Source organism: Desulfatiglans sp., from assembly GCA_012513605.1.
GTDB lineage: Bacteria > Desulfobacterota > DSM-4660 > Desulfatiglandales > HGW-15 > JAAZBV01.
In genome coordinates, this window is the sequence record JAAZBV010000009.1 from 23571 (window position 1) to 46740 (window position 23170).

The window sequence follows — 23170 nt, forward strand, 5'->3', positions numbered from 1 at the left end:
AGCATCGTCCTAGCAAAACAATCTAAAGGGGTAATATATGTATAATATCAAGACTATAGAAGGTGTTAAAAAGACAATTTTCGGTTCAGGTTCTGTAATGGAACTTGGAAACGAGTGTAAAAAACTGGATGCATCAAAGGTGCTTCTTGTTATTGATCAGACATTATCAAGATCGGCTATTGCCGAAAAGGTTAAAGAATCACTTAAATCCGCAAGGATCAGATCTTATATATTTTCGGATGTAACCCCTGAACCTGACCCAAAGGTTGCAGACCTTGCAACAGAACTCGCTCTCAAGGAAAAGGTGCAGTGCGTCATAGGTGTGGGCGGCGGGAGCACAATGGATATTGCAAAGGCCATCGCAGTACTCGTTAAAAATGAGGGGAAGGCAGTTGATTATATTGGACAAAACAAGGTAAGAAAACAGGGCATCCCGACGATCATGGTGCCTACCACCGCGGGCACAGGCAGCGAAACAACCCTTACCGCTGTTTTCACGCAGAGGGATACTAAAAAGAAGGGCGGGATCAACAGCCCCTATCTTTACCCACACACCGCAATACTTGACCCTGAACTTACGATAGACCTCCCTCCAATGGTTACAGCATATACCGGCATGGATGCGCTCACACATGCCATTGAGTCATATACATCACTTAAGGCCCATTTCATGAGTGAGACAGTATCGCTCAGGGCCATTGAACTGATAATGGATAACCTGAGAGGTGCGGTATTTGACGGAAAGAACCTGAAATACCGTGAAAATATGATGATGGGGAGCTACCTTGCCGGATTGGGCCTTGCCATGGCCGGTGTCGGCGCAGTGCATGCTATGGCCTACCCTATGGGCGCAATATTTGATGTGCCCCATGGTATTGGTAACGGCCTTCTGCTTCCATACGTGCTTGAATACAACTATCCCGGAAATATCGACAAATTCTGTAATATGGCAATGTGCATGGATCAGGAGATGGGAGAGCTTTCAGGCAGGGAATATGCGTCGCTTGTGGCTGATACAGTTTTTGAACTTGCACAGGATATAGGTGTGCCAATGACCCTGAAGGAACTTGATATACCTGAAGACTCCATACCTGAGATGGCAAAGGCGGCCATGCAGGTTGCTGTACCGATAGCAAATAACCCCAGGCCAATGACAGAAGAGGCGGCAATGGAGATATACAGAAATGCCTATGAAGGATAGAGAAAGGAAAAAAAATGCCAGGATATGAGATTATAGGACAGGAAGAGATTGAAGAGGTACAGAAGGCCTTATCAAAAAAGATGCTGCTCAGGTATGAGCATAAAGAAAACAGCAAGGTGCTGGAATTTGAGCGTAATTTCGCCAAATACTGCAATGCAGGCTATGCCCTTGCAGTATCATCCGGGACTGCGGCTTTAAGGGTAGCCCTTGCTGCGCTCGGTGTAGGGCCGGGTGATGAGGTTATTACACAGGGATTCACATTTATCGCCACATGGGAGTCTATCCTGGATGCAGGCGCAGTGCCTGTATTTGCAGAGATAGATGATACCCTGTGCCTTGATCCCAAGGATCTTGAAAAAAAAATAACCCCTAAAACAAAGGCGATTATCCCTGTCCATATGTGCGGTTCACACGCAAATATAGAGGAGATAATGAGGGTAGCTGATAAACACGGCATACCTGTACTTGAGGATACAGCACAATCTACCGGGGGCAGTTGCAATGGCAGGGCGCTTGGTACATTTGGCAGCTTTGGCACCTTTTCGTTTGATGCGGTCAAGACTCTGACCACCGGTGAAGGCGGCATAGTACTTACAAATGATAAGGCATTGCACACAAAGGCATCAGAGTACTCTGACCACGGGCATGATCACAACCCAAATGTCTCAAGGGGGCTTGAGAAACGCAGCTATATAGGCTTTAATTACCGAATGATGGAGCTTCAGGGGGCGCTGGGTGTTGCACAGCTTAAAAAGCTCGATAATATCCTTAAGATACAGAGAGGCAACAAGGCAAGAATTAAAGAAACACTTTCACAGTTCAGGGATATTACATTCCGCCATATACCTGACCCATCCGGTGACACCGCAACATTTATGATATTTCTACTGCCTGATGAAAAACGTGCAAGGGAATTCAATAAAATCATGGCTGCTGAGGGTTATGGCGCTGTATACTGGTATGATAATGACTGGCACTATTATGAGAGGTGGGAGCATCTGATTGGGGGTAAAAGCCTGACAAGAACAGGGTATCCCTTTAAAACCCCTGAAGGCCAGACAAGATGCAGCTATGATAAAAATGCCCTGCCCAAAACAGCAGCCATAATGTCAAGGGCCCTTACCATTCAGATTACCCTGAATATGGAAGAGAAGATGCCGGGGCTGTTAAAGGCAATAGAAAAGGCAGGGAGGGGTGTATAAGAGAGAAGCTCGAAGCTCGAAGATGTAGTAAGAACTTTGAGCTTTCAACTTTGAGCTTTGAGCTTTGAGCTTGTTTACTATGAAAATATCCATCCATCAGATAAACCCGATTATCGGTGATTTTGAGCATAACCTATCACTGGTCTCTGAAGCGGTAAGGAAAGCATCATTATCAGGATGTGATCTTGCGGTATTTCCGGAACTCACGCTCATGGGTTATCCGCCCAAGGACCTCCTAGAAAAACCTGCTTTCATAAAAAGAAACCTGGAATATCTGGAAAAGCTTTCAAAAGAGTCTTTAAATACTGGAATTATTTGCGGTTTTGCAGATATAAACAAATCAGAAAAAGGAAAGCCCCTTATCAATGGCGTGGCATTTTTACAAAATGGCAGGGTCATCTGTACTGGTGGCAAAAAGTTGTTGCCCAGCTATGATGTATTTGACGAAACCAGGTATTTTGAACCTGCTGAAAATAGCCTTTACATTGAACTTGATAATAAAATAATTGGGGTAACTATCTGTGAAGACATATGGAATGTGGGTGATATAGGGAACCTTCACAGATACAGTGTTGACCCTGTTGAAGAATTGGCCCAGAAAGGCATCGATATCCTGATTAATATCTCTGCATCCCCATTTACCATACAAAAACCCTCCTTAAGGATGAAGGTGCTTGAAAAGATTGCCTGTAAATATGGGCTCCCGATAATATACTGCAACCAGGTCGGTGGTAACGATGACCTTGTGTTTGACGGGTCAAGCATGGTGTTTGATAAAAAAGGCAGGCTTATTCTTCGGGGTAAAGAATTCCAGTCCGATACACTTTTATGGGACAGTGATACGGATTATTCGCCAGTCACTGATCCATGGCCGGCAGAGGAGGTATCTATTATAAACTGTCTTACACTGGGTATCAGGGACTATGTTACAAAGTGCGGCTTTAAAAAGGTACTTGTTGGCTTATCAGGCGGTCTGGATTCATCCCTTGTGGCCTTTATAGCCGCAAAGGCACTTGGCCCTGAAAATGTTACAGGCATAAGTATGCCTTCACAATATACATCAGACCTGAGTAAAAGATGTGCAAGAGACCTTGCTAAAAACCTGGCCATCCATTTTGATGAAATCCCGATTACAGATATCTTTGACAGCTATAAGAGCGCCCTTTCCCACATGTTTAAGGGGCTCAAGGAGAATGAGACAGAGGAGAACCTGCAGGCCAGGATCAGGGGCAGCATACTTATGGCCATGTCAAACAAATTTAATGCACTGCTCTTAACTACAGGGAACAAATCCGAGACAGCCACCGGTTACTGCACTCTGTATGGTGACATGTGCGGTGCGCTTGCTGTTATTTCAGATGTGCCAAAGACCATATGTTACAGGGTGGCAAGGTTTATAAACAGGGAAAAAGTGATAATCCCGCAGGAGATCATAGAGCGTCCGCCATCTGCTGAGTTGAGGCCAAACCAGACAGACCAGGACTCTTTACCCCCATATGATATGCTTGATCAATTAATAGAAAATATTGTGGAAAAAAATCTTTCCTTTGAAGAGATAGTAGAACAGGGATATGATCCCTCTATCGTAAAGGATACATTCAGACGTATAGTAATTAATGAATATAAGCGAAGGCAGGCATCACCCGGCCTCAAGGTAACCTCAAAGGCATTCGGATATGGAAGGAGGTATCCCATAGCCAGAGGGGGAGAATTTTTTTAAATACGAAGTTGGAAGTTCGAAGTTTGAAGTTAATTTCGAACTTTAGTTACTTCACACTTCGAACTTGATTTTAAGGAGAAACAAATGCGATCAGACAAGATGAAAAAGGGATTGGAAAGGGCGCCTCACAGGTCTTTATGCAAGGCAATGGGGCTTACAGATGATGAATTAAACAGACCGATAATCGGCATAGCAAACTCGGCAAACGAGGTGATACCGGGCCATATCCATTTAGACAGCCTTGTAACATCCATCAAGATGGGTATAGCCATGAATGGCGGCACACCACTGGAGTTTCCCACAATAGGCGTTTGCGATGGTATTGCCATGAACCATGAGGGGATGAAATATTCACTGATTTCAAGGGAACTGATTGCAGACTCTGTAGAGATAATGGCCACTGCCTACCCCTTTGACGGCCTTGTGCTTGTATGCAACTGCGACAAGATCGTACCGGGCATGCTTATGGCCATGCTCAGGCTTAACATACCCTCTATTATCATAAGCGGAGGGCCAATGCTGGCAGGAAAGGTCAGGGATAGGAATATTGATCTTATTACTGTCTTTGAAGCAGTAGGCGCAAGAAAGGCAGGCAAGATCACCGAGGATGAGCTTCATGACATGGAAGAAAACGCGTGCCCTGGGGCTGGATCATGTTCAGGGATGTTTACAGCAAACTCCATGAACTGCCTGAGTGAGGCACTTGGCCTTGCCCTCCCCGGAAACGGCACCATCCCTGCTGTAATGGCAGAAAGACAGAGGCTTGCCAAGGAGGCAGGTAAACGAATAATGAAGCTTGTAGCTGATGACATAAAGCCAAGGGACATTGCCACCATGGAGGCATTTGAAAACGCCATGCATGTGGAGATGGCTATAGGCAGCTCAACAAACACAGTGCTGCACCTCCCTGCTATTGCCCATGAAGCAGGCTTTAAGCTTGATCTTGACCTCTTTAACAAGATAAGCGCAGAGACACCCAACCTTTGCAAGATATCTCCGGCAGGGTCAGCCCATATAGAAGACCTCCATGCAGCAGGGGGTGTAACAGCGGTTATGGGAGAGCTGATGAAAAAAGGGCTGCTCCATAAAGATATAATCACAGTAACCGGTAAAAAGGTTAAAGAGATTGTGGGGAAGGCAGAGTCCCTTGATCCTGATATCATAAAAAAGATCGATGCCCCCTATTCTGCTGATGGCGGTCTTGCAATACTTTTTGGTAACCTTGCCCCGCTTGGCGCTGTTGTTAAAAAGTCTGCTGTTGACCCATCAATGCTCGCCCACTCAGGCCCTGCACGAATCTATAACAGTGAAGAGGAGGCCATGAAGGCCATTATGGATGAGAAGATCAAAAAGGGTGATGTAATAGTAATCCGTTATGAAGGTCCTAAAGGGGGCCCTGGCATGAGGGAGATGTTATCCCCAACATCCGCCCTTGCAGGGGTCGGCCTGGATAAAGAGGTTGCGCTTATAACAGACGGCAGGTTCTCAGGCGGCACACGCGGAGCAGCCATAGGCCATGTATCACCGGAGGCACAGGAGGGCGGGCCCATAGGAATACTCATGGAAGGGGATATAATTGAGATAAATATACCTGCACGTACACTCAATGTAAAACTCACGGACGAGGAGATTAAAAAGCGTTCCGCTGAATGGAAAAGGCCGGATTACAAGGTGAAGATAGGCTATCTTTACAGGTATGCAAAACAGGTAACCTCAGCCAATACAGGCGCTATATTCAAGGAATGATATATATGGATAATCTACTGGTAACAGGCGGGAGCGGTTTTATAGGGAGCAACTTTATCAGGTATCTGCTTGAGGATGCTGATTTCAGGGGTCGAATTATCAATCTTGATAAACTCACCTACGCAGGTAACCCGGAAAACCTGGAGGGGCTTAACGAGAAATACCCTGGACGCTACATCTTTATCAAGGCAGACATATGCAGCATGGATGCAATAGAGCCTCTGTTCAGTGCATATTCAATAGATACGGTCTGCCATTTTGCAGCAGAATCCCATGTTGACAGATCAATTGTTGGCCCATCAGATTTTATTTATACAAATATCATCGGCACATTCAACCTGCTTGAATGTGCCAGAAAATACCAGAATAATATTAAGCTCTTTCATCATGTGAGCACAGATGAGGTCTTTGGGAGTCTTGGCACAGAGGGGCTTTTCACTGAGACCACACCATACAAACCAAACAGCCCCTATTCCGCATCCAAGGCATCATCTGATCACCTGGTGCGGGCATATTTCAAGACCTATAATCTCCCTGTCACCATCTCAAATTGCAGTAATAATTATGGCCCATACCAATTTCCTGAAAAGCTGATACCCTTAATTATCCTTAATGCCCTTTCCGAGATACAGCTTCCGGTTTATGGCGACGGGAAAAATGTGCGTGACTGGCTCTATGTAAAAGACCATTGCAGCGCCATAAAAATGGTAATGGACAGGGGTAAAAGGGGTGAGACATACAATATTGGCGGTAATAATGAGATGGAGAACATCCGCATTGTTGAACTGATATGTGATTATCTGGATAAAAATGAAAAACCTAAAAATCACAAATCAAGAAGGGATTTGATCACATTTGTAAAGGACAGGCCCGGTCATGACAGGCGTTATGCCATAGACTCCACTAAGATACAGAGGGATTTAGGCTGGCATCCTTCAGAGTCATTTGAGACCGGTCTTGAAAAGACAATAAGATGGTACCTTGATAACAGGGGCTGGATAGATCGTGTAAAAAGCGGTGAATACCAGTCATGGATAGATAAACAATATGGGAAACCAATATAAAGGAGCATCCAATTGAAGGGAATTATACTTGCTGGCGGATCAGGGACACGTTTATATCCATTAACAAGGGTGGTAAGTAAACAACTTTTACCAATCTATGACAAACCAATGATATATTATCCTCTGAGCATCCTGATGGCAGGGGGCATAAGAGAGATATTAATAATAAGCACACCGGTTGATCTCCCAGGCTTTAAAAGGCTCCTTGGGGATGGGTCAAAACTTGGCATAAGGTTTACATATGAGGAGCAGCCCAGCCCTGACGGCCTTGCACAGGCATTTACCATCGGTAAAAAGTTTATCGGCAAGGATAATGTATGCCTTATACTTGGAGACAATATCTTTTATGGCAACAATCTTGATGCCATACTAAAGAATGCAGTAAAACTGGATAAAGGCGGCCTTATATTCGGTTACCTTGTTAAAGACCCTGAAAGATATGGCGTTGTGGAGTTTGATAAGGATAAAAATGTTGTAGGCATTGAAGAAAAACCGGCCAAGCCAAAATCCAGGTATGCTGTGCCGGGCCTCTATATGTATGACAACAGCGTGATAGAGATAGCGGAAAACCTTAAGCCCTCTCCACGCGGAGAGTATGAGATAACCGATGTAAACCTTGAATACTTAAGACGCGGTCAGCTGAGGGTGGAGCTTTTAGGCAGAGGGTTTGCCTGGCTCGATACAGGAACCCATGAGGCGCTTCAGCAGGCATCAAATTATGTTGAGACCATACAGGAGCGGCAGGGGATCAAGATATCCTGTATTGAGGAGATAGCCTATCAGCTCGGTTATATTAACGCTGAACAGCTTATGGATCTGGCAAAGGAATACAGGAACAATGAGTATGGCAGATACCTTATCTCCATAGTGGACGGGGAGCAGACTTAATGCCAGTATCATTTATAAAAACAGACCTTCCCGGTGCAGTTATTATAGAGTCAGCCGTATTCAATGACGCAAGGGGCTTTTTTCTGGAGACATACCATTTTACCAGGTATGCTGAAAATGGCATTAGCACACCGTTTATACAGGACAACCATTCACACTCAGTCAAAGGCACCCTGCGCGGGCTCCACTACCAGCTCAAACACCCTCAGGGTAAACTCATTTATGTGGTAAGGGGCGAGATATATGATGTGGCAGTGGATATAAGAAAAGGTTCACCCTTTTTCGGTAAATGGACCGGTGCGGTTTTATCTGATAAAAACAAGAGACAGTTTTATATACCGCCCGGTTTTGCGCATGGCTTCTGTGTTATGAGTGAAGAGGCGGATGTAACATATAAATGTACAGACGTATATTCTCCCGGTGATGAATATGGCATTGCATGGAATGCGCCTGATATAGGTATTGACTGGCCAATAGAAAAGCCCCTCTTATCAGAAAAGGACAGCAGATACCCCCCGCTCAGGGATACACAGGAAGGGCATTTGCCTGTTTATCGGAATGAATAAGATGCATTTTTAACCGCGAAACACACGAACCACACGAAAAGTTTTATTTTCCTTTTTTTTACTTTCGCGCCTTTCGCGTAATTCGCGGTTCAGGGTTTTATCTTTTAGCCCAACCCCTATCTTTTTATCATGTCCATCAGGTCACTGGAGCACTGGAACCTTATGCCATTCTCAGTAAGGATCTCCTCTGTGGCAGCTTCCATATCAGCCTTCCTGAAGATCATGGTCTCTACAAAATTACCCTCAAAATTTATCTCAATATACTCTTTGGAGTTCTGTAAAACCTCAACCAGATGTCTTATATTCTTTATCTTTATACCATTTATATCTTTTATAACCTGGGCCATTGGATCACCGTACCCCTTTGTGATACGGTTGGAAAACATCCTTGATGATATAACAATCAGCTGCTCCTGCTCCTCTGTTGCTGTGTCATTGAGCCTTGTGATCAGGGGGCTTGAACTCCTTAAAAGATTTCCCAGCCACTCTCTCTGAAGATACCTTAAAAAATCATTTGTAGCGGGTGAAAACACCAGAGGCCCATATATGAAATAGCTTGGATACCCATCCTTTAAATCCGGCACAAGAGAATTTTTTTCTCTTAAAAGCGGCATATCAATTATTATCTCTTTCCCATCGCGTAAAACAGTCAGGCTTATATGCCCCTTTTTTTCCATATGCTGAATCAGGTATGCAAAATGGAGGCGCATGCCATCCTTTGTTATGATCTTTCCATCATTATCTATCTTCTCATCACCTATCTTTGTAATAATATCCCATTTCTTTAATAAACCCTTGTCACCATCGCCATAGGGGGTTGTAACCATCATACCTGTCTGGATTTTATCCAGTTTAAGCTTTTCCCTCAGTGCATCATTTTCAAGGGTCTGAAGCTGGTCAAACATCATGGGTTTGCCATCATATCTGCCATCTTCCATATCCTTTAAAAAGATATTGACCTCCTCAACCGGGATAATATACCCGATATTATCCGCCTGCCTGATCCCGCTGAAGACAATGCCGATTATCTCATTTTCTGATATGGCCGGGCCACCGCTGTTGCCCGGATTAAGGGCAGCATCTACCTGTATCCTTAAGCCCGCGGTATTATAATAATATGGGCTGAACTCTATCCTTGAGATGATGCCCCCTGTCACAGAAACACCCGTCCCCCCTATGGGGTATCCATAGGCATTTACCTTCTGTCCGGTCTTTGGCACTATTGCAGATAGTGTCAATGGCGGGTGGTCACTGAAAAAGGCGCCATCATCCACCTCAAGCAGGGCCAGGTCAATACCTGGTGCAATACCTTTCACCTTTGCGGGTAATTTATCTGCGGACTGGTATGGCTGCACATAAACCTGGCTCGCATACATTACCACATGGGCATTGGTGAGTATCCTGTTTCCGGCAATAATAACACCCGTGCCCGATATCTCATTAGCCGGCATCTTGGACCAGGGATTAAATACATCCGGTCTTCTCTGATTTGTATGTATCTTTACAACCGATTTTTCTATCTCCAGCTGTGCATTGGCAGGATAAATCGTTGTGATGGCAGCAGCAATAGCAAGTAATATGATTTTATAAGAAAAGACCTTAATGGGATTATCACGCATCTGTTTTCAGTACCTCCACACCTCATAATATATTTACTAAAACATCGGACTGTCATTCTCTGCACTTTCAGGCATATCCTGGCATACATCCCAGTGCTCAACCAGCTTCTCGTTTTCAACCCTGAAGATATCCACAATGGCATATCCAGGTTCGTCCTGTTCAGGCTGAAAATGATAATGTATGGCGACAAGGTCATTTTCCGCGAGTATCCTTTTGAGGTAATATCCGGGCTTTGGGTGTATCTCCCAGAAATCCTGAAAAAATTTTATAAGGGCTGCCTTGCCATGCCCTGCGCCGGGGTTATGCTGTCTGTATGAAGGGCCGAGCAGTTCATCAAGCACCTTTACATCATGACCTATCATAAATTCATTAAGGAACCTCATTACCAGTTTCTTGTTATATTCAATCGACATTTATGCCTCCAATAAATAATAGTTTTTAGTGATCAACCGAAAAACACTGGCAAAAAACTACCTGATGTTCATCCGGTAACTGTTTTTTTACAGGATGGAATGTTCAGCAGCCAGCAAATTTTTGATTTTGATGCCTTAAGCTGATGGCTGAAAGCTCAAAGCTGATTTATATTCAGAGAATATGTAAATAAAGAATATTATTCAAGTTATTTTCAGCCCGACCGATAATAAGTTCAGCAGATTATCACCTTTTTAATGGTAATTCATGGAAATGATCCTCACTCACAAAAATGCAGACTTTGATGCCATTGCCTCTTCCATTGCTGCATCCATGGTCTATCCGGGTGCAATGCCATACCTTCCGGCAAGCATCAACCCCAATGTAAAAAACTTCCTCTCTATGCATAAATATAAACTCAAGTATCAGGAATCAGGAAACCCTCAGGATCTAGATTCAGTAAAAAGGATCATAATAGTGGATGCCAACAGGTGGGAAAGGATTGAAAATTCAGAGCGTTATTCCTCACTTAATGCGGCCTTTCATGTCTGGGATCATCACCCTGGTGAGTCAGATATCAATGCTGAATGGAGTTGCGTCCAGGATTGCGGTTCTGCAACGAGTCTCCTGGTAACGAAAATCATAGAAAAGCGTATCCCCGTTTCAGTGATTGAGGCGACCCTCTTCCTTGCGGGCATTTATGAGGATACCGGGAATCTATCATTTCCAGGAAGCAGGGGCATAGATGCAAGGGCAGTTGCCTTTCTCCTGGATAATGGCGCTGACCTAGACATTGTGAACAGTTTTCTCAAACCCAAATATGGCCATATCCAGAAACAGCTCCTTTTCAGGATGATTGAAAAGGGAAATATAGAAGAGGTAAACGGCAACAGGGTAAGCATTAATTTTACTGAGGTCAAAGGGCATTCGCCCGGTCTTTCACTTATCGTGGATATATACCACAGGATAATGGGTGTTGATGTAGTCTTTGGCGTTTTTATTGACAAAAAAAGGAATCAGAGCGCTGTTATAGGCAGAAGCGCTGTAGATTCTATAAATATAGGTTTTATTTTAAGCCATCTTGATAATGGCGGTGGCCGTCCAAGGGCAGGTTCAGGTGTCATAAAATCTGTTGACCAGAGGCATATCAGAGAGATGATAATAGATATCATGAAGACAAAACAGCCATCTTCTCCAAGTATAGGCGATCTTATGTCATACCCTGTGATAACTGTGTCTGAAACAGCAACCATGAAGGAGGTGGCCATGCTCTTTCGTGAAAAGGGGTGCACAGGTGTCCCTGTAACAAGGGAAAAATCCATTGTGGGCATTATCTCTCGCAGCGACTTTAAAAAGGTAAAGGATACAAAACAGATGGAAGCACCTGTAAAGGCATTTATGTCAGAGAAGGTCATCAATATAGACCTTAACAGCACTGTATCGAGCGCTACCCGTCTTATGGTAAAACATGATATAGGCAGACTCCCTGTTATGAAGGAAAATGAGCTTATAGGCATTATCACACGAACAGACGCCATGAGATTTTTTTATGACCTGCTTCCTGAATAGAGTACATCCGGGAACAGGCCATTTCCGGATGCAGCTTTGAGCTTTCAACTAACAAATTAAACCATATTTCTGTCTTTTAAGTATAGTAAACTAAAACATAACCTGTTATATTGCGCCATACTATATCCAGATTTAAACAGTTTTAAAAAAATTGAGGGCAACAAATGCTTAAGACAATGAAGGCGCCGGGCATGTATATTCAGGGTTACAATGTTATTGATGAATTTGCCACACATGTTACACGACTGGGAAAAAGACCCTTTATAATAGGAGGCAAAACCGCCCTTTCGCGTGTTGAAAAGAGGATGCTACCGGGCATCAACATCTATGACCTTGAATGCAGTTTTTCTGTTTTTACAGGAAGGGGCACAAAAAAGGATGCCCTTGACCTTTCATCCAGGGCGCTTAGTCACAAGGCCGATGTTATTGTAGGGGTAGGAGGAGGTCTTGCTATTGATACTGCCAAGGCTGTTTCCCACCAGACAGACCTTCCTCTCATAATTATTCCCACAGTAGCATCAACAGATGCACCATGCAGCTCTGTTGCATTGCAGTATACCTGGGATCATATTATAGATGAGATAATCCTGTTAAAAAGAAATCCTGACATTGTAATTGTCGATACCAGGATAATAACCGAGGCGCCTGTGCGTTATTTTGTAGCGGGTATGGGTGATGCCCTTTCAACCTGGTTTGAAGCAAACACCTGCAATTTGACAGGCGCAAAAAACCTTGCGAATGCACGACCGACCCTTGCCGGGAATGCCATTGCGAAACTTACCTATGACACTGTTATGCAGTATGGTGAGTCTGCAAAAATGGCAGTTGACCTCAAGATTGTCACCCCTGCCGTGGAAATGGTAATAGAGGCCAACTGCTATTTAAGCTCCATCGGATTTGAGAACTGCGGGCTTGGGGCTGCCCACTCCTTTGGTATAGGGGTTGGTTCACTTAATGGGACAGAGGCTTGTCTTCACGGGGAACTGGTCAGTTTCGGCGTAATAGCAAACCTTCTGATAGAGAATTACCCATTTGAAGAAATAGAAAAAGTATTAAAATTCTGCATTGCTGTAGGTCTTCCTGTCACACTAAAAGAGCTTGGGGTGGATGACCTCTCGAGAGAAAACATCCAGTTTGCAGGAAAGGGCTGTTTCGGGCCGGGCTCAAACCTGAAGAATCTTTCATTTGATGTAACTGAGGAGCTTGCCTCTGATATCATTCTGGCCGCGGATGCCCTGGGGAGAAGATATAAAGATATTGACAAATAGTATCCAGTGAAAAAAAACAGGATTTTTTAAAAAAGTTGTTGATATATTTGCATAAAATATTGTTATATAGCCGACTAAATTCAAGGATAATTTAGAGCGGTAAAACAGTCATCTTCAATTGGACAAGGATACAGATACTCTACTGATAAAAGGTTTGAATAATGAGTCTTTTCAATTTTAAGAGACCCTCTGGAAAAGGCGGTTTCAGACATGGCATCCATCCCCCTGAAAACAAGGGTATCTCAGGGACATCAAAGATAGAGGTTGTAAAAGGAGCTGAAACAGTCACGCTTCCACTTCTACAGCATGTGGGGGCACCGGCCAGGCAGATTGTCGAACTAAAACAGGTGGTAAAATTCGGCGAGACAGTTGCCGCAGGAGAGGCATTTATTTCCGCCTCAATACATTCCCCTGTTTCAGGAATCGTTAAAAATAATAGAAATGTGACTATGGTGAATGGGAGACGTCTACCGGCTGTTGTTATAAAGAGTGAAGGGGAACAGACTGCTCCGAAAATATTGTGGGATGAACTTACCTCAGATGACTGGTCACTAGATAAGATATCCTCCTATGATCCTCAGCATATATCAAAAGTAATCAGGGATTCAGGGATTGTGGGACTTGGCGGCGCTGCATTTCCTGCCCATGTAAAAATCGCCCCAAATGATAAACGGAAAATCGATACGCTCCTCATAAACGGATGTGAATGTGAGCCCTACCTTACCAGCGACTACAGGCTTATGATTGAAGCGCCTCATTCGATCGTTGCCGGCTCCCTTATAGCGGCTCATGCAATATCTGCAGGGCAGACAATTATCTGCATAGAAGACAATAAGCCTGAGGCAATGCTGAAACTCAGACAGGTGGCTCAAGGAACATCCATAAAGGTGGCAGTGCTTAAGACAAAATACCCGCAGGGGGGAGAAAAACAGCTTATAAAATCAGTGCTGGGGCTTGAGGTTCCGCTTGGAGGCCTTCCAGGGGATATTGGTGTAAATGTAGGTAATACAGGTACTATGGCTGCCATCGCAATGGCGGTATTTAAGGGAAGGCCACTGACCCACAGGGTAGTAAGCATCTCAGGTAAGGGGATTAACATTCCAAAAAATCTTTTCATTCCCCTTGGCATCTCTGTTGGAGAGATAATCGCCTGCTGCGGCGGGCTCAGGGAAGAGGCATGCAGGATTGTGGCCGGAGGCCCCATGATGGGATTTGCCTTCGCTGACCTTTCAACGCCTGTTATAAAGGGGAATACAGGTATAATTGTACTGTCAAAAGAGGAGATCAGTGAAGGTAAAGAGACCTCATGCATCAGGTGCGGGAGATGCGTTGATGCCTGCCCAATGAACCTTGTCCCGACAAGGCTTGCATTGGCCTCAAGATATAATAATTTGGATGTTGCATTAAAATACAACATTAATGCATGTTTTGAATGCGGGTGCTGCGCCTATGTGTGCCCGGCTAAAATAAATCTAGTGCAGTTGATAAGGTCAGGCAAAAGACTTGCAGCAAATCAACAGGCATTAAATAAAGGTAAATAAACCATGCCTGAAATTACAGACTCAAACAATATTATAAAAAGAGAACCAGTGATCCATGTGACCTCTTCTCCCCATATCCTTGACAGGGGGGCAGGAACAAGAAGAATTATGATAGATGTTATTATTGCCCTGATCCCGGTCATGTTGGTATCTCTCTTTTTCTTCAGATTATACGCTGTAAAGCAGATAGTTATATGCACTGGTTCATGCCTTACCGCTGAGTTCATTTTTGTGCGGCTGAGGGGAAAATCCATAACCATTAATGATTTTTCAGCGACTGTTACAGGCATTATCCTGGCATTTTCCCTTCCACCATCCATGCCCTGGTTTGCTGGCGTAATAGCGGGGTTTGCCGCCATTGGGCTGGGTAAGATTATTTATGGCGGTCTGGGTATGAACATCTTTAACCCGGCAATGGTTGGGAGGGCATTTGTAATTATGGCCTTTACCGGGATACTGGGTGCAGACGCCTACTCAAATCTATCCGGTGTGGCGGATGCAGTATCAGGCGCAACACCCCTTGCAGCATTGAAATACAGCAATATTCATACTGCGCTCCCAAATATGCTTATTGGTAACACGCCCGGCTCCATTGGAGAGACAAGCGTCCTGGCCAGCGTTACAGGAGGGTTGTATCTCATCTTGAGAAAGGCCGCATCATTGGAGATACCTTTAACTATTATTGCAGTAATTGCCCTTATATCCGGTATTGTTGATATTACCTACGGCCATGCAGGTCTCTTTTTTTATCACAATCTACTGGGCGGTGCGACCATGTTCGGGGCATTCTTTATTGCCACCGATCCTGTTACCTCGCCACTCACCTTCAAAGGTAAGCTCTGTTTTGGTATTGGCGTAGGATTTCTAACCATGATTATGAGGATGTACAGCGGTTATCCTGAAGGTTTTATGTTCGCAATCCTGTTGATGAACGCAATTACTCCCCTGATAAATCGCTGGTTTATACCAACACCATTCGGGGGGAAATAATATGGGCTCATTTAAAAACAATAACCTTTTGCAGGCATGGCTTGTTTTGCTGCTTTCAATATTTTTCAGTGTAACACTTGCGGCTGTCCACATCAGGCTCAGCCCTGTAATCGAAGAAAACAAGACCAGAGAGACAATGGAGAGGATACCGGCGTTAATTACCGGAGAAAGCAATACAGACTCCTCTTCTAGGCCCTTTACAATAAAGCAGAGAAGCATCCTGGCAGAAAAAAAGGGTATTGTAAAATCATATACGGTTTATGATGCCATTGATAATACAGGAAATGTGGCAGGCCATGTGGTAAAGGCATCAGGCCAGGGGTATGCTGATAAAATCGAGTTATTGATAGGGCTTGATGCAACTGCAAAAACAATCACCGGTCTTTTTATTCTCGACCAGAAGGAGACCCCTGGGCTGGGCAACAAGATTATTGAAGATGCATGGAGAAATCAGTTTAACGGCAAATCCTCCTATTCTCCTCTGGTTGCGATTAAAGGAAAATCGGTAAACGAGAATGAAATCGACGCTGTTTCAGGCGCAACCATTTCATCAAGAAGCGTAACTGACATCATTAACAGCGCCATAGGCGATGTAAAAAAGGATATAACGCTTACACCTGAATCAAATAACATGGAGAACAGATAATGGCCGATCAACCTACTGCCATTGAGAGATTTATCAACGGGATACTGCCTGAAAATCCGGTTTACAGACAACTGCTGGGACTCTGCCCTACCCTTGCGGTAACCAACGGAATGAAGCCTGCTATCACAATGGCCTGTTCTGTGGCCTTTGTTCTTCTGGGGGCAAATGTTGTTACAAGCCTCATAAGAAACCTGCTCAAGCCTCATCTTCGTATTGTGATCTTCACACTTACAATAGCCACCTTTGTTACAATAGCCGACAGATTTCTTGCTGCCTATTTTTTCCAGATGAGCAAGACTCTGGGGCCATATATACCGCTTATAATAGTCAACTGCATAATAATATGCCGTTGCGAGGTGTGCGCATCAAAACAACCGGTATTTGTTGCAGCATCAGACGCCATAGGGCAGTCAATTGGCTACGGCCTTGCCATTCTCAGTATTGCAGCAATAAGGGAGATACTTGGAACAGGAAGTCTCTTTGGTATTGCAGTTCTTCCTGCCTCATGGCCTGACTGGGTAATAATGGTTTTACCACCTGGCGCATTCATTACACTTGGGCTGATGCTGGGGCTTGTAAACTGGATCGACATGAAAAAATCCGGGAAATAAAATAGTGAAAGATATTTAAAATTATAATAGACAGGTGTTTGAATGAATTATCTTTTTGACATATTGATGATTGCATTGACTGCGGCGCTCATTAATAATTTTGTTCTCTATTACTTTGTGGGGATATGCCCTTTTATAGGTGTATCACGGAATGTCAGCATGGCATTCGGCATGGGATGCGCGGTTACATTTGTCATAACAATTGCATCCATGATCTGCTGGGTTATAACCAGGCTGGTGTTGATTCCTGGCGCGCCACTTTCTTCATTTATTGCAGGGCTGTTTGTCCCTGAGTCAGTGGCAAAGGGAATTGACCTTACCATCCTCTGTTATATAGTCTATATCTTTTCTATTGCCGGCGCAGTGCAGTTTGTTGAGATGTATGTGAAAAGGTTTTATCCGCCGCTGTATAAATCATTTGGGGTCTTTCTGCCCCTGATAACCACAAATTGCGCTATCCTTTTTGCCTGCCTTACAATAATGAGCAACATTGTCGGTGTTGATAACCCTGATGATGTATGGGACCTCGGCAGGTCTTTAACACTGGCTGTTTTTGGCGGAGTGGGATTTACCATTGCCATATCCATAATGGCCGGGATCAGGGAAGAGCTTGAACTGTGCAATATCCCCAAACCGTTTAAGGGGGCTGCGATTACCCTGGTAACAGGCGGGATACTTGCTATTGCCTTTATGGGGTTTACAGGCGTGGATTCAGGTATAAGAAAGGCATTTATCTCTTCTCCTCAGGAATTGATTCAAAACAGCAATGATCAGACCGTGTATAATATTGAAACATCATTAAAAACAGCATCTATTGAATCAAATAAAACAGAGAGATACAGGAGCACTAAAAGATGACATTTATTACCATTGCTATTTCCGCCTGTACCCTCTTTTTACTCGCTGTTGCAATTTCCTGGATACTTGGGTGGGCAAATATAAAATTCAAAGTTGTAGTTAACCCAAAGATAGAGGAGGTACTTAATGCACTTCCCGGCGCCAACTGTGGCGGGTGCGGCTATGTCGGGTGCAGTGACTATGCTGCCGCTGTTGTTGATAATAATGTACCTGTAAACAGATGCACTGTTGGCGGTGAATCATGCGCTAATGTTGTTGCCCGGATAATGGGGGTTGATGCCGGACAGATGCTAAAATCATATGCCATTGTGCACTGCGGGTCAAAACTTTATGAACGCCTTCTGTGTAATGACTACCATGGTGAAAAAAGCTGTATAGGAGCCAGTCAGGTTGCAGGGATACAGGGATGCACATATGGCTGCCTCGGGCTTGGGGATTGTATAGAGGCATGCAAATATGATGCAATACATGTTACAGATGGCCTTGCCACTGTGGATTATGATAAATGCATTGGCTGCGGCGCATGTGCCCGTGTATGTCCGAGGGGCATTATTACCATTGTGCCATTTAATGAAAACAGCATACCTGTGGTTGCATGCTCTAATAAAGACACAGGCAAGGAATCAAGAGAGGTATGTCAAAAGGCATGTATTGGCTGCAAGGCATGTTCAAAAATCTCTGACATATTCATAGTAGAAGGCACTCTTTCAAGGGCTGATTACAGCTCCTGCAACGCTTCAAAATATGAAGAGACATCTCAGGCAAAAGAAAAATGTCCCACAAAGTGTATAAGGTTTATTGGAAGGATGTAAAAAATAAATTCAGGTCATTTCACGGCTGGACCGTGGGAGCCAGTAAATATAAGTTCAAAATCACCTGTCACCATATCAAGTGAATCATAAATCCTGTGCCCAAGTGTCTTTAACTCATCGGAAGGGGCTACAAGGTCAGGCACCTGTATAACATCCATACCTGCTGCATGGGCTGATTTCACTCCATTTTCAGAATCTTCAAACACAATGCATTCTTTTGGGGCAACATCGAGTTTATAAGCCGCCTTCAGATAGATTTCAGGGTCAGGCTTGCCATTGGTCACATGATCCCCGCCAACAACAAATTTAAAGTAGTCAATAATATGTGTGGATTCCAGGGTCTTTACAGCATCGTGATATCCTGTCGATGTGGCAATAGCCATTGGCATGGGTACAGAGCTGATCTTTTCAAGCAGATTAACTGCACCCTCCTTTAATGGTATAAAATTGGTTGAGAGATATTCTTCAACATTTCTGAGCCATACCTCCCTGAACCTGTCATGGTTGTACCCCCTGCCAAATCCCTCTGTAAGTATACCCTTTGTCTTAACGGAGTTTGTCCCGATAATACTTATAAAGAGGGACATATCAAATTTTTGATCAAGCTCTGCACAGGTATTTATAAATGCATCCAGAAATATCCTTTCCGTGTCGAGCAGGAGCCCGTCCATATCAAAAATTACAGCCTTATATTTCATAATGTTGTTCACAAATCCCCTTGACATATTGAGTATGGATTGTTTATTATCCCATTCACCTTCAGGCGCGTAGCTCAGGGGGAGAGCACTACCTCGACACGGTAGGGGTCATGGGTTCAAATCCCTTCGCGCCTACCACCATAAATATTAAAAGCCGCATAAATATATGCGGCTTTTTAAATTATTTCAACCTGTTCTAAAGTGTATTTGGGGAATTTATCAGCTCAACTGCCCGAAAACTTTTTGCCAGCTTCCGCATTTACACCCCTGGAATACTACTCTTTATCGCTTTTACTCGTCCATTCTCTGAACTTCTGTTTTTCCTCCGCGCTCATGTTGTTCCATTCCAACCATTTTCTGAATTCTTCCTTTTCTTCCTCACTCAGATTATACCATTCGTCTTTTAGCGCTGTATCTTCTTTCATGGCAGAGGATTTCTCTATTTGTATCTTATGGTCAGGTTGGCTTATTTTGTATTCTTTGTAGGAAGATTGTCCAATCTGCGTTATCCGAATATCTGGATTTTCAGCGAACTTCTTAGCTTCCATAATGTCATCAAGCTCGGGATGGATCAATGTATAAAGACCACCCCTTTCCGCGATGAACTTCAGTGCAATATTTTCAGACTTGATTTCTTCATTTTTTTTCTTGTCGTAGGGCCAAAACTTAATATAGCGAACCACGATTTCACGCTCACCCGGAGCCACATGAATCTCCTCTATTGTGCTGAGTATATAATCAGCAACAGATTTGACACGGTGGTCATCAACACTTACAACCTCGATGTCTGCGGGAACCCTTATGCGTGCTGCCTCCGCAGGTGATACCTCTGATGCATCATAGAACCTGATGGGTTGGCGTTTCATGCATGATAAAAAAGATAAAAATATTCCAATTGAAATCAGGACTGCAAATAATGATCTGTATTTCATATCAACCCTCACCATAAAAACCTTGGAGAAAATAGTGTGATGTGCCTTCTGGCACCTTAGATAAAAGCTATAATAGCTATCTTTTTTATGAGCGAATATAGGGAGATAAGCTCCCTATGTCAAGACAATTATAACTGTATGTTACAATGAAAAAGACATGCATAGTCCCTAAAACAATAATACTGTATGCCGAAAAAACAAGGCATGTTTATCCGCCGGTATTTTGGTTGGCATTGTCTCTACAGCATACGAAAACATTTGGGTCAAGCACCACAGCAGGGAATGGTCGCGGCCGTCCCCTGCTGTTGGCACAAAATCTATCTCACACTCTGGATCTCTTCAGACATACCCTGCTGATATGTGCTCCAGCCTGAATTCATGCCGTATGGACATTGCAGAAATGCGGCCTCTATGCGCCTTATCTGCCCTTTTTCTATCTTGAAAAGCTCTGAAATCTGCCATGTCCAGTTTATTGATAAATGGTCAAAAAAACCAAATGCAAAAACAATCCCTCGTTCCTGGTCAACTGCCACAAACCTTCGGTCACGGATGCGTGTAACAATACCCTTTAACCCTTCTTCAAACTGTTGTTTGCATGTCATGCGTGTCTTTGCACCTGTTGTTGGATCGGTTTGCAGCAACACATCCATACCATTTTCAAAACGGACACAGTCATCGGTAAAGGGATAATAACCTTTCCCATCGTTTCTCTGAAGGCCTTCAAAATAATAGTCAGCCACCTTTACAAGTTCTTCACGTGACATACGCTCTTTTTCAGGTATGGCCTGCATATATATTGGGTGCGGCGCACCCATCTTATCTATTGCCTCACCTGTTGGAAGGAATCTGGGTGCCCCACCAGCCTGCTCTTCAGGAAACAGTTTTCTTTCAGGCCGCATCACAAGTTGCTCAGCCTCGGATATCTTCCCATTGTCATCTATTTTTAATCGTATGGAAACCGCTACTATCTTCTCATTGGCAGGTTGACCACCCTGAGCAGGCATATCCGCTTCCTTTACTGTCCCGATATATGCGATCTGCCTCGTCTCTATATCAGGCACATAAAATTTGTAATTTGCCCTTCCTGACATACTGTACCACAGACCTTCACCGCCAAGAGGCAGCTGAACGCCATTTTCAGTAAATTTGCAGTCTCTTGCAAACAGATCAAGGCTCGGATTGTTATCCTTCATGGCATCAAGATATTTATCTATATAGCCCTCAAGACATGCGCGGTCACAGGTTTTGCCTGCACCAAAAGCATAAACTCCGGGTAATAAAAACAAGATTACAGTAAAAACCATAAATCCTTTTCTCATAAATCCCCTCCTTTTATTAATTGTTTATTTATCGAAAAGCATCATATATCTTCTGCGTAAAGGCATGATTAAAACCGTGTGATGTCATATTTGCTGTTATTCTACCCTGAACCGGGTATCCTAGAAGATAAAGGTCACCGATGATATCCAGAATCTTGTGCCTGACAAACTCATCAGGGTATCTAAGGGTTGTGTTAATAACCTCTCCATCATAAATGATAATGTGCGAGTCAAGGTATCCTCCGCCAACCTTCCCCATCTTCTGGGCCATACCAATATTTTCAAATGTGTTAAAGGATCGGGCCGGGGCTATTTCTTGAGCAAAAGACTGTTTTTTCTTATTAAATGTAAATATCTGTTCAAATATAGGGGCCGCATAATTGATTCGCATGGAAACCTCAAACCCGTTATAGGGTTCGGCACATATATATTTTTCAGTTTCCTTTTCCATGCCTATGACAAATCTTTCATTAATAACTATCTTTTTGGATAATGCACCCTGGTTTACTGTCCCTGTTTCCTCTACCAGTTTGCAGAAATCCTCGGCAGACCCGTCAACATTGGGGATCTCTTCATCCACCTTGATAAGGGCATTATTAATCTCAAACATATGAAGGGTTGCCATAAGGTGTTCAACAGTGCGGATGTGGCTCCCGTTTGACACAAGAACAGTTGAGTTTGCCGGAAAGTTTAATGATTCACGACCAGCAGGATAATTTTCAAGCGATGTTAAATGGGCTGGAATGCGCTGACCATCAAGTGTTTCAAATATTATTCCCTGGTTCTCACCAAGGGGGGAAAGAATAATTCCTGTGTTCCTGCCGCTCATAAGCCCTGTGCCGTTTAAAACAATGTTACTCTTAAGGGTCTTCTGTGGCGTATCAGAATCTATCAATGAGGCGACCCCGGCATTTATCTTTTTATGGCTGATATTTTCCCTGCTGCCGGGGAGATGTATCTCAACATCTTTTTCACCGTGTGTCTTGAGGGCGTTACTTACCTTTTCTAGTAGTACATCCATATTAAGGGGTTTTTCAAGAAAGTCTGATGCGCCTTTTTTGATTGCGGTAACCGCAGATGTTATACCCGCATGACCGCTCATCATTATTACCGCTGTATCAGGGTAATACTGCCTGAGTTTAGTCAGCACCTCAAGGCCGTCAATATCGGGCAGCCATATATCTAGAAGCACAAGGGCGGGAGGCAACTCTGCTGCCTTTTCAAAAAGAGTCTTTGCATCAGGGCAGGTGACTATATCATAGCCTTCATCTGAAAAGATCCCCTTGAGAGAATCACAGATGGATTGCTCGTCATCAACTACATATATAGGATATTTATTTGACATTAATTTTCCTTACCTGTATACGTCATTCCCGCGAAGGCGCATTGGCGTCAAGCTAAGCGACAAATATGGTTTAAATGTTTGTAATAGTTGATTCTTCCTTTTCGTTTTTCATAGCAACAATGGCGTAGTATTACATGTTCAAGTAATAGTTCAGTCTGGTTAC

The 23170-nt window shown here is 43.8% G+C and carries 21 protein-coding genes and 1 tRNA gene; 16 read left to right on the forward strand and 6 right to left on the reverse strand.

What is annotated here, in order from left to right; all coding sequences use genetic code 11:
• Nucleotides 1-37: 37 nt before the first annotated feature.
• The 7 genes from GX654_00905 (at nt 38) to rfbC (ending at nt 8387) form a co-directional block, all read left to right on the forward strand.
• Nucleotides 38-1201, forward strand: a complete 1164-nt coding sequence (locus GX654_00905; protein NLD35409.1) for an iron-containing alcohol dehydrogenase — start codon at nt 38-40, stop codon at nt 1199-1201.
• A gap of 14 nt (nt 1202-1215) precedes the next feature.
• The gene (locus tag GX654_00910; GenBank protein ID NLD35410.1) at nt 1216-2403 is read left to right on the forward strand and encodes a DegT/DnrJ/EryC1/StrS family aminotransferase; all 1188 of its coding nucleotides are present in this window, start codon (nt 1216-1218) and stop codon (nt 2401-2403) included.
• A 79-nt stretch (nt 2404-2482) separates the two neighbouring features.
• Nucleotides 2483-4123: an NAD+ synthase gene (locus GX654_00915; GenBank protein ID NLD35411.1), complete on the forward strand. Its 1641-nt coding sequence runs from the start codon at nt 2483-2485 to the stop codon at nt 4121-4123.
• A gap of 84 nt (nt 4124-4207) precedes the next feature.
• On the forward strand, nt 4208-5869 hold the full coding sequence (gene ilvD / locus GX654_00920; protein NLD35412.1) for a dihydroxy-acid dehydratase: 1662 nt from the start codon (nt 4208-4210) through the stop codon (nt 5867-5869).
• A 5-nt stretch (nt 5870-5874) separates the two neighbouring features.
• Entirely contained in the window at nt 5875-6933 is a 1059-nt protein-coding gene (rfbB, locus tag GX654_00925) for a dTDP-glucose 4,6-dehydratase (protein ID NLD35413.1), read from the forward strand.
• Nucleotides 6934-6945: 12 nt separating this feature from the next.
• A complete protein-coding gene (gene rfbA, locus GX654_00930) occupies nt 6946-7821 on the forward strand; it encodes a glucose-1-phosphate thymidylyltransferase RfbA (protein NLD35414.1) in 876 nt (291 codons plus the stop codon).
• Entirely contained in the window at nt 7821-8387 is a 567-nt protein-coding gene (gene rfbC, locus GX654_00935) for a dTDP-4-dehydrorhamnose 3,5-epimerase (GenBank protein ID NLD35415.1), read from the forward strand. The genes rfbA and rfbC overlap by 1 nt, the downstream gene beginning before the upstream one ends.
• 116 nt (nt 8388-8503) lie before the next feature.
• Here the strand turns inward: rfbC and GX654_00940 are convergent, their stop codons facing one another.
• Nucleotides 8504-10006: a serine protease gene (locus tag GX654_00940; protein ID NLD35416.1), complete on the reverse strand. Its 1503-nt coding sequence runs from the start codon at nt 10004-10006 to the stop codon at nt 8504-8506.
• 36 nt (nt 10007-10042) lie between these two features.
• Nucleotides 10043-10420 carry a SnoaL-like domain-containing protein gene (locus GX654_00945; protein NLD35417.1) on the reverse strand — a complete coding sequence of 126 codons (378 nt, stop codon included), beginning with the start codon at nt 10418-10420 and terminating at the stop codon, nt 10043-10045.
• 265 nt (nt 10421-10685) lie between these two features.
• Between GX654_00945 and GX654_00950 the strand changes: the two genes are divergently transcribed.
• The 8 genes from GX654_00950 to GX654_00985 all read left to right on the forward strand — a co-directional run bounded on the left by GX654_00950 (nt 10686) and on the right by GX654_00985 (nt 18713).
• Nucleotides 10686-11987, forward strand: coding sequence for a CBS domain-containing protein (locus GX654_00950; GenBank protein NLD35418.1), 1302 nt, complete (start codon nt 10686-10688; stop codon nt 11985-11987).
• 164 nt (nt 11988-12151) lie between these two features.
• The gene (locus GX654_00955) at nt 12152-13255 is read left to right on the forward strand and encodes a glycerol dehydrogenase (protein ID NLD35419.1); all 1104 of its coding nucleotides are present in this window, start codon (nt 12152-12154) and stop codon (nt 13253-13255) included.
• A gap of 161 nt (nt 13256-13416) precedes the next feature.
• Nucleotides 13417-14796, forward strand: a complete 1380-nt coding sequence (rsxC, locus tag GX654_00960) for an electron transport complex subunit RsxC (protein NLD35420.1) — start codon at nt 13417-13419, stop codon at nt 14794-14796.
• Nucleotides 14797-14799: 3 nt separating this feature from the next.
• Nucleotides 14800-15786, forward strand: coding sequence for an RnfABCDGE type electron transport complex subunit D (locus tag GX654_00965; protein NLD35421.1), 987 nt, complete (start codon nt 14800-14802; stop codon nt 15784-15786).
• A 1-nt stretch (nt 15787) separates the two neighbouring features.
• Nucleotides 15788-16432, forward strand: coding sequence for an FMN-binding protein (locus GX654_00970; GenBank protein ID NLD35422.1), 645 nt, complete (start codon nt 15788-15790; stop codon nt 16430-16432).
• A complete protein-coding gene (gene rsxE / locus GX654_00975; protein ID NLD35423.1) occupies nt 16432-17043 on the forward strand; it encodes an electron transport complex subunit RsxE in 612 nt (203 codons plus the stop codon). Before GX654_00970 ends, rsxE begins: the two co-directional genes overlap by 1 nt.
• A gap of 42 nt (nt 17044-17085) precedes the next feature.
• The gene (locus tag GX654_00980) at nt 17086-17901 is read left to right on the forward strand and encodes an RnfA-Nqr electron transport subunit (protein ID NLD35424.1); all 816 of its coding nucleotides are present in this window, start codon (nt 17086-17088) and stop codon (nt 17899-17901) included.
• Entirely contained in the window at nt 17898-18713 is an 816-nt protein-coding gene (locus GX654_00985) for an RnfABCDGE type electron transport complex subunit B (protein ID NLD35425.1), read from the forward strand. Before GX654_00980 ends, GX654_00985 begins: the two co-directional genes overlap by 4 nt.
• Before the next feature lie 14 nt (nt 18714-18727).
• On the opposite strand, the gene GX654_00990 is transcribed toward GX654_00985, so the two are convergent.
• Nucleotides 18728-19423 (reverse strand): HAD family phosphatase, encoded by a 696-nt coding sequence (locus tag GX654_00990; GenBank protein NLD35426.1) that lies wholly within the window; start codon nt 19421-19423, stop codon nt 18728-18730.
• A gap of 51 nt (nt 19424-19474) precedes the next feature.
• Here GX654_00990 and GX654_00995 point away from each other — a divergent pair.
• Nucleotides 19475-19549, forward strand: a tRNA-Val gene (locus tag GX654_00995).
• A gap of 137 nt (nt 19550-19686) precedes the next feature.
• On the opposite strand, the gene GX654_01000 is transcribed toward GX654_00995, so the two are convergent.
• The 3 genes from GX654_01000 to lpxC all read right to left on the reverse strand — a co-directional run bounded on the left by GX654_01000 (nt 19687) and on the right by lpxC (nt 23007).
• Nucleotides 19687-20343: a DUF2057 domain-containing protein gene (locus GX654_01000; GenBank protein ID NLD35427.1), complete on the reverse strand. Its 657-nt coding sequence runs from the start codon at nt 20341-20343 to the stop codon at nt 19687-19689.
• A gap of 317 nt (nt 20344-20660) precedes the next feature.
• Nucleotides 20661-21662, reverse strand: a complete 1002-nt coding sequence (locus GX654_01005; GenBank protein NLD35428.1) for a hypothetical protein — start codon at nt 21660-21662, stop codon at nt 20661-20663.
• Between the two features lie 28 nt (nt 21663-21690).
• Nucleotides 21691-23007, reverse strand: coding sequence for a UDP-3-O-[3-hydroxymyristoyl] N-acetylglucosamine deacetylase (gene lpxC, locus GX654_01010; protein NLD35429.1), 1317 nt, complete (start codon nt 23005-23007; stop codon nt 21691-21693).
• Nucleotides 23008-23170: the final 163 nt, after the last annotated feature.